At 62.7% G+C, this 7,159-nt stretch carries 10 protein-coding genes and 1 pseudogene; 3 read left to right on the forward strand and 8 right to left on the reverse strand.

The window, feature by feature from the left end:
• Together WAN71_RS17945 and WAN71_RS17950 are read right to left on the reverse strand one after the other, a co-directional pair.
• A partial coding sequence (locus WAN71_RS17945; protein ID WP_422226624.1) for an NmrA family NAD(P)-binding protein occupies window positions 1–577 on the reverse strand: 577 nt, incomplete at its 3' end.
• Window positions 578–675: 98 nt separating this feature from the next.
• The gene (locus WAN71_RS17950; protein WP_422226625.1) at window positions 676–873 is read right to left on the reverse strand and encodes a hypothetical protein; all 198 of its coding nucleotides are present in this window, start codon (window positions 871–873) and stop codon (window positions 676–678) included.
• Window positions 874–947: 74 nt separating this feature from the next.
• Here WAN71_RS17950 and WAN71_RS17955 point away from each other — a divergent pair, with 74 nt between their 5' ends.
• A complete protein-coding gene (locus tag WAN71_RS17955; RefSeq protein ID WP_422226626.1) occupies window positions 948–1,358 on the forward strand; it encodes a MarR family winged helix-turn-helix transcriptional regulator in 411 nt (136 codons plus the stop codon).
• Between the two features lie 16 nt (window positions 1,359–1,374).
• Here WAN71_RS17955 and WAN71_RS17960 read toward each other — a convergent pair whose 3' ends face one another.
• From WAN71_RS17960 to WAN71_RS17970, 3 genes are read right to left on the reverse strand one after another with little or no spacing between them, the layout of a single operon-like run.
• Window positions 1,375–1,653, reverse strand: coding sequence for a hypothetical protein (locus WAN71_RS17960; RefSeq protein ID WP_422226627.1), 279 nt, complete (start codon window positions 1,651–1,653; stop codon window positions 1,375–1,377).
• Between the two features lie 28 nt (window positions 1,654–1,681).
• The gene (locus WAN71_RS17965) at window positions 1,682–1,837 is read right to left on the reverse strand and encodes a hypothetical protein (protein WP_422226628.1); all 156 of its coding nucleotides are present in this window, start codon (window positions 1,835–1,837) and stop codon (window positions 1,682–1,684) included.
• A gap of 31 nt (window positions 1,838–1,868) precedes the next feature.
• Complete coding sequence (locus tag WAN71_RS17970; RefSeq protein ID WP_422226629.1) at window positions 1,869–2,246, reverse strand: DoxX family protein; 378 nt, start codon at window positions 2,244–2,246, stop codon at window positions 1,869–1,871.
• Between the two features lie 235 nt (window positions 2,247–2,481).
• Here WAN71_RS17970 and WAN71_RS17975 point away from each other — a divergent pair, with 235 nt between their 5' ends.
• On the forward strand, window positions 2,482–3,690 hold the full coding sequence (locus WAN71_RS17975; RefSeq protein WP_422226630.1) for an IS110 family transposase: 1,209 nt from the start codon (window positions 2,482–2,484) through the stop codon (window positions 3,688–3,690).
• A 20-nt stretch (window positions 3,691–3,710) separates the two neighbouring features.
• Here the strand turns inward: WAN71_RS17975 and WAN71_RS17980 are convergent, their stop codons facing one another.
• Window positions 3,711–4,607, reverse strand: a complete 897-nt coding sequence (locus WAN71_RS17980) for an oxidoreductase (protein WP_422226631.1) — start codon at window positions 4,605–4,607, stop codon at window positions 3,711–3,713.
• A 43-nt stretch (window positions 4,608–4,650) separates the two neighbouring features.
• Window positions 4,651–5,013: a nuclear transport factor 2 family protein gene (locus WAN71_RS17985; protein ID WP_422226632.1), complete on the reverse strand. Its 363-nt coding sequence runs from the start codon at window positions 5,011–5,013 to the stop codon at window positions 4,651–4,653.
• A gap of 246 nt (window positions 5,014–5,259) precedes the next feature.
• Here WAN71_RS17985 and WAN71_RS17990 point away from each other — a divergent pair, with 246 nt between their 5' ends.
• Entirely contained in the window at window positions 5,260–6,678 is a 1,419-nt protein-coding gene (locus tag WAN71_RS17990) for a CHAD domain-containing protein (RefSeq protein ID WP_422226633.1), read from the forward strand.
• A gap of 20 nt (window positions 6,679–6,698) precedes the next feature.
• On the opposite strand, the pseudogene WAN71_RS17995 reads toward WAN71_RS17990, so the two are convergent.
• Window positions 6,699–7,159, reverse strand: a pseudogene (locus WAN71_RS17995) (polyphosphate kinase 2); the annotation flags it as partial.

Here is a 7,159-nt window from a genome sequence, read left to right on the forward strand (position 1 = left end):
GATCGGGGTTCTGCAGAATCGCCGCAATAACTTTGGCTTGATCGACCGCGGCGATCGGGGCGTGGCGGACATCGGCGAAGGGCAACCGGAAGATGCCTTCGTTGGCGCCGGCGCGCACCCAGAACGCGTTTAGCCATTCCATGAAAAAGGTGGGTCGCAGATGTGCGGTGACAAGGGCGGTGCGATCCAAGAACCGCTCGGCGATCCAATGTTGCCGGGCGGCATTGCTGGTAGCTTCGCGCCGCGCCGAGATTTGCGACATGTTCACGACCGCGTGCACCCCGGCCTCACTAGCGGCCTGCGCGAAGTTCGCCGTGGCCTCAAGCAACCCCGAGCGGATCGGGTAGACGAAGTAGGCTGCGGTGACGCCGGCTGTCGCCGCGCTGACGGCCGGGAAGTCCAGTAGATCGCCTTGGACGACTGCGGCGCCCTGTTCAGCCAGCCGGTCCGCGCGCTCGTCCAAGGCATGCACGAAGGCGCGGACGCGTAGGCCACGTTCACGCAGCAAGCGGACGGTGTGTGCGCCGGTCTTCCCACTGGCTCCGGTGATCAGGAATAGGTCGTTCTCGGTGGTCATGCTTGTCGCCTCTCCCATTCGCGGATGCCCCGCTGACCTCCAGCCCAACGCAAGTAAACCGATCGGTATTCCGAGATAGTGTGCACAGGTGTGCGCTGCTATGCCGCGACAATTTGAAACATCACCAAAATGCCCTGCGCCTGTGCGCGAGGGCGCTGCGCGTTGACGGCGGCAAGCCCGCGCAGCAGGTGGGTTTTCACCAACGCAGAAAGCTGGTTTGGCGGGAGATGATCGCGGATAATAAGCATGAAGCGTCCAGCAGAAAGACCGTGAAATGTCGCGTCCACGCCGCTCACCGGCTGGTGACAGTCCGTGGCTGTCCCCGTCACAACTTCGCGCCTGGGTTGCCTATATGCGCGTCCAATTGCGGATGAACTACGAGATCAACAAACAATTGCAGCGCGATAACGATCTCTCGTTGTCCGACTATCACGTACTCAACGCCCTGAGTAATGCCCCTGAACACAAGCTGCAGGTCACCGATCTGGCCGCCTTGATCGGCTGGGAACGCAGCCGGCTGTCCCACCACTTGCGGCGATTGAGCGAACGTGGCCTCACCAAGCGCATCCGGTCGACCGAAGACGGGAGGGCGACCGATGCGGTTCTGACCAAGAAAGGCATGGATGCGATGGTCGACGCGGCGCCCGGTCACGCCATGCTGGTCAAGAAACTGTTCTTCGACCCACTGCCGGACGAACTTGTCGCTCCTTTCACCGCGGCGCTGGAGCACATCCAGGCGAGCCTGAATCTGAATGCTTCGCTGCCGCCGGCACCCCTGTAGACGGATCCGGCGGCTGTTAGGGCGCGAGAACCGGGTTGACGTCCATGTAGATGCGGTAATCGTCGACGACTCCGTTGTGCACTCCAAAGATGTTGCAGCAGGGCAAATCTAATTCGCCGCCGTCAATGCGCCGATAGTGGACGTCCATGATTGCGATCACCGTGCCGTCGTCGACCTCCCAGAGGTCGAGGATGGTGTGGCGCAGATCGGCGATCGCATCGCGAAAGGACCTGGCTGCCGCGAGAAGCTCGGATTGGGTGTTGGGCGGGGCGGCATTTCCGAAACGGAAGTGCACAGCCTTCGCCGTGAGTGCGGCGATTGCGTTAGACCTGCGGCAACTGTGCTGCGTGAAGATCGCTTCCGCAGATGCCGCAGAGGTCGACTTCGACGATGACCTGGTCGGGTCGCAGTGTCGGCCGCGGGCGTTCTTCGAGGGCGATCGTTCGTTCATTGGTGAGCACCACTGCCGGCATTGTCATGGCTATGTTTTCCGTGACGTTCGCAGCAACATCACGCAAACGGGTAAGGCCCCAACCTGCCCCATGCAACGAAGGCGGCCAGCGCCAGAATTACGGCATTCACCCCGATATTCAGGGGTTCCTTCCGGCGAGCATGAACGACCGCCGCGCCGACCATCACGAGGATCAAGCCAATCGCTGCCAGCGGAACAAGGATTGGGGCGATGTGAGTGACCGCAGGCAAGATCAGCCCCGCCGCGCCGAGAACCTCGACGACTCCGATGAATCGAATATTCGTCGGGGTGACGTCCTGCGCCCAGCCTTGACCAGAGCTGACGAGCTTTTCCTTGGGAACGAGCAGCTTCATCAGCCCACTTCCCGCGAAGCTTGCCGCTAAGACGATTGCGACTATCCACAGCGCCAGATTCATGATGTCCTTACCTTTCTTCCAGGGTGTTCGTCGCCGCTGGCCGTAGGCTTCGAGTCACCCAGGGACGGCGGGTATGGCTTGCATGTTGTTGCCAACTGTTATGGCTGAGGAGGATTGGCCGCCCGCCGTCCCGCGACGACTCGACCGCTAATTGAGAGATGCGATTTGATCGCTGTGTAAGGACACGACGGCGCGGTCGTCTGCTGGGTTGATCGGGACGATAACGGCTACGGAGGTGTTTGTGGCACAACCTGTCTGGGCGGGTGTGGACGCCGGCAAAGCGGACCATCACTGCATGGTTATCGACGGCGACGGGCAGCGACTGCTCTCGCGGCGCGTCGGCAACGACGAAACCGCGCTGCTGGAGTTGATTGCGGCAGTGACGACGCTGGCTGATGGAGGCGAGGTCACCTGGGCGATCGACCTCAACGCCGGCGGGGCCGCGTTGCTGATCACCTTGCTTATCGCCGCCGAGCAGCGGCTGCTCTACATTCCCGGCCGCACGGTCTATCACGCCGCAGGCAGTTACCGCGGCGACGGCAAGACCGACGCCAAAGACGCCGCGATCATCGCCGATCAGGCCCGCATGCGCCGCGATCTGCAGCCACTGCGCCCCGGCGATGACATCGCGGTGGAGCTGCGCATTTTGACCAGCCGGCGCACCGACCTGGTGGCCGATCGCACGCGGGCGATCAACCGGTTGCGCGCCCAGCTGCTGGAGTACTTTCCGGCTTTGGAACGCGCCTTTGACTACAGCAAGAACAAGGCCGCGCTGATCCTGCTCAGCGGCTACCAAACCCCCGACGGGCTGCGCCGCGCCGGCGGCGCTCGGGTAGCCGCGTTCTTGCGTAAACGCAAAGCCCGCAACGCCGATGCGGTCACGACCACCGCCATCGAAGCGGCCAACGCTCAACACACCACCGTGCCCGGGCAACAACTCGCTGCCGCCATGGTGGCCCGCTTGGCCGAGGAGGTGATCAGCCTCGACACCGAAATCGCCGACACCGACGCGATGATCGAGGACCGATTTCGCGGCCACCGCCACGCCGAAATCATCCTGAGCATGCCCGGCTTCGGCGTCACCCTCGGCGCCGAGTTCATCGCCGCCACCGGCGGCGACATGAGCGCATTCGACTCCGTCGACCGCCTCGCCGGCGTCTCTGGATTGGCCCCAGTACCGCGCGATTCCGGCCGAATCAGCGGAAACCTCAAACGCCCCCGCCGCTACAACCGGCGCCTGCTGCGCGCCTGCTACCTGTCCGCACTGATCAGCATCCGCGCCGACACCGCCTCGCGCACTTACTACGACCGCAAACGCGCCGAAGGAAAACGCCACACCCAGGCCGTCTTGGCCCTGGCCCGCCGCCGCCTCAACGTTTTGTGGGCCATGCTGCGCGACCACACGACCTATCAACCCACCGCACCTAACGCCGCGGCGGCTTGACAACTTCATTGAGATTCCTCCTAGTGAGATGGTGATGCTTGGGTTTTGTTGAATGCTGCGGTGAGACTGGCGACTTCGTCCTCGCGCAACGACAGCGATCCGGCGGCAAGGTTTTCAGCGAGATGGCCGCGACTCCTGGTCCCGGGGATCAGCAGCACGTTGTCAGCGATCGCCAACAACCAGGCGAGGGCGACCTGGGCTGGCGTGGCACCGTGGCCGTCAGCGACGCCAGTGACAGTCGGATTGGTCTGGATTGTGTCATGTTGTTTCTTCGGCCAGCCCAGCGGACAAAACGGGACGAACGGGATGTTTCGAGCGGTGCACTCGTTAAGCACTGGTTCTGACGACCGATCTGCGAGGTTGTACGCGTTTTGCACGCAGACGACGTCGGTGATCTCAAGCGCCATCAGCAGGTGCCGGTGGGTGACGTTGCTGATCCCGACACCTGCGATCAGGCCTTCGTCCCGGGCGGCCGCCAACGCGCCGAGCTGCTCGACGAACCGTTGGTCGGGCACCGCGTTGTCCAACACCCGCAGATTTACCGCCGTGAGTTGCTCGACGCCTAGCGTTGCAAGGTTTTCTTCGATGCCGGCGCGGAGCTGATCGGGATCGTCGTGAGGCACGACCCCCCCGTGATCGTCCCGTCGGGCAGCGACCTTGCTGACCAAGGCCAACCCGTCGGGGTAGGGGAAAAGCGCTTCGCGGATCAACGAATTGACCACACCGGGCCCGTAATACTGGGCGGTGTCGATGTGATCGACACCGGCATCCAGGGCGGCACGCAGCACCGCGACCGCTTCGTCGCGATCCCGGGGTGGGCCGTACACCCCGTCGCCGGCCAATTGCATTGCTCCGTAACCGACGCGCCACACCGTTTTGTCGCCCAGGCGATAGCGATCGACCGTGGTGGTGGTCATCGTCGGCGCCTATCGGCCGTCGTGTTCGAGATGTCTGCTGGGTTCATCGCGATGGAGCAGTCAGCACGGTGTAGAGCTCAGCGATGACGCCGTCCCGCACGATGGCGACGTCGAAACCTGAGCTGTCTGGGGTGTTGCTGCCGGGTTCGACCACCTGGAAGGCTAGGTAGCCCAGTCCTAATGTCTGGTGGGTCGGTTCCACTGGGATGAACTGAAGGTCGCCGAGTTTCGCCTGGAGCTCGATTGCTTTGGCGTTCAACGCGGCATGTCCGATGGTCACATCTTCGTCGTCGGTCCATCTGATGTCGTCGGCATAAGTGCGCGCGATCGCGGCGCGCCGGCGTTCGTCATTGCGCTGATTGAAAACCTCGAGAAGGTTGGCGTGCATCAATTCGTCGATTGTCACAGTAATCTTTGTACATGATATGTCAACTATTCGAAACCCCGCGCTGTTAGGGTGTTGCGCACGATCTAGCGATCCTTGGTCCTCGAAGAGGAATAGATCAGAGCAGGCTAGGTGATAGATCACGTATCGTCGACTCGACGCCGCGCAGATAGTGCGCGGGCAGTCACGTCGATGTGTAGGCCTCCGCCGCGATAACAAAGACAATCCTGCGGTTTGACCGGCTGTTCATGCGGAAACCCCAGTTGGATGCGAGAAGTTCTAGAGCGTGAAGACAAGTGGGACGTCGGTGAACAGTTCGAGTTGCCCCATCTCGGAGACATCGTCGTCGGTGGCCACGTCGACCATCACACTGTCGATCTGACCAGCGTCTACTACGACACTCCCGAGCGAGACCTGCAGGCTCATGGCATCCTGCTGCGTCGCCGCGACGGCGACGACGATGCAGGCTGGCAGCTGAAGACACCCGCGACCGGAGGTCGGACCGAACTACGCTGGGCGCTCACGGATTCACCGCCCGAGGCGCTAACAGAGCTGCTTACCGGCATCAGTTTGGGCAAGGACCTGACCACTGTCGCGACCATTCACACCGTGCGCAATTGGTATCGGATCCGCGATCCCGAAGCCGAGCAGCCGTGCGCCGAGGTTGCCGATGACTCCGTGCACGGCTGGTCGGATCAGCGCTCGTTGGCCTGGCGCGAGATTGAGGTCGAGCACGGGAGTGGCACACGTTCGTTTTTCAACCGACTGACCGATCGCCTCCGGTCCGCTGGAGCACGACCGTCGCGCTACGAATCCAAGCTTGCCCATGTTCTGCCGCGTGCCCCTGTTGCCGAGCCGGTGTCGCCGGCGGGGCGCGCGTTGGCGAGCTATCTCGGCGCACAGATCGATGCGGTCGTCGCGGGTGACCTGGGTTTGCGTCGTGGGCAAGACCCGATCCACGACACCCGGGTCGCGATCCGGCGTCTGAGAAGTACGCTGCGGGTCTTTCGCAAGGTGCTGGACAGGTCGGCCATCGGTGACTTCGACGGCGAACTGCGCTGGTTTGCTGCCCTGCTCGGTGATGTCCGCGACTGCCAGGTGCAGCACCGCAGATTCACTGCCGCGCTCGATGAGTTCCCGGAGGAACTCGTCTTGGGTCCGGTGCGGTCCCACGTCAGCAATGAGTTGCAAAGCATCGAACTTCCGGCGCGTGTTCGGGTGCGGGATGCCATGGACTCGCCGCGGTATCTGGCCATCATGTCGGTGTTGCGTAGCTGGCGCAGCAACCCGCCGATCAATCCCGAAACGACGAAGGGCCAGCTGATTCGCAAGGCCCGGCGGGCGGGGCGGAAAGCGGATCGGCGGCTCACCGCCGCACTACGCAACGGCGACGACGCGTTGCTGCATCGAGCCCGCAAGGCAGCTAAGCGGGCTCGTTACGCAGCCGAGCTGTCGAAGCCCATCGGTGGTGCGAAGCAGACGAAACGAATCAAGAAGCATTACAAAGGTATTCAGTCAGTGCTCGGCGATCATCACGACACCGTGCTGGCCTCGGCCGCGTTACGGCGAATGGCAGTGTCGGCTGGGACAACAGCCGGGGAGAACGGCTTCACCTACGGCCTGCTGTTCTCACGCGAACAGCAAATCGCCGAGGAATGCCGTCGGCAGGCGCGAAATCTGTTGTAAGGGTTTGGGCGGAGTATCGCTCAGTCGGCCAACGCCCGGCCGACGAGCAACGGATCCGGCTCGCCCACAACCTCGCGGTCCTTGTCGTCGTAGTCAAACTTGGCGAGAAGGTGGCGCATGGCGTTGATGCGGGCCCGTTTCTTGTCGTTGCTTTTGACTACGATCCACGGTGCGATGTCGGTATCGGTCGCGTTGAACATCTCCTCCTTCGCCGCTGTGTAGTCCTCCCACTTGTTGATCGACTCCATGTCCATCGGCGAAAACTTCCACTGGCGCACTGGGTCGACGAGCCGGATGGCGAACCGGGTGCGTTGCTCGGCGGGCGACACCGAGAACCACAGCTTGGTCAGGCTGATGCCGTCATTGGCTAGCATCTGCTCGAAAAGCGGTGCCTGCTGCAAGAATTCGGCGTGCTGCTCGGGGGTGCAGAATCGCATTACCTTCTCGACGCCCGCCCGGTTGTACCACGACCGGTCGAACA

It is taken from the genome of Mycobacterium sp., from assembly GCF_049280035.1.
Taxonomy (GTDB): Bacteria; Actinomycetota; Actinomycetes; order Mycobacteriales; family Mycobacteriaceae; genus Mycobacterium.

Excerpts from the sequence above, each read along its gene's own strand:
- WAN71_RS17990 (WP_422226633.1), top strand. The coding sequence starts at position 5,260 with ATGCGAGAAGTTCTAGAGCGTGAAGACAAGTGGGACGTCGGTGAACAG.
- WAN71_RS17955 (WP_422226626.1), top strand. The coding sequence starts at position 948 with ATGAACTACGAGATCAACAAACAATTGCAGCGCGATAACGATCTCTCG.
- WAN71_RS17980 (WP_422226631.1), bottom strand. The coding sequence starts at position 4,607 with ATGACCACCACCACGGTCGATCGCTATCGCCTGGGCGACAAAACGGTG.
- WAN71_RS17965 (WP_422226628.1), bottom strand. The coding sequence starts at position 1,837 with ATGACAATGCCGGCAGTGGTGCTCACCAATGAACGAACGATCGCCCTC.
- WAN71_RS17970 (WP_422226629.1), bottom strand. The coding sequence starts at position 2,246 with ATGAATCTGGCGCTGTGGATAGTCGCAATCGTCTTAGCGGCAAGCTTC.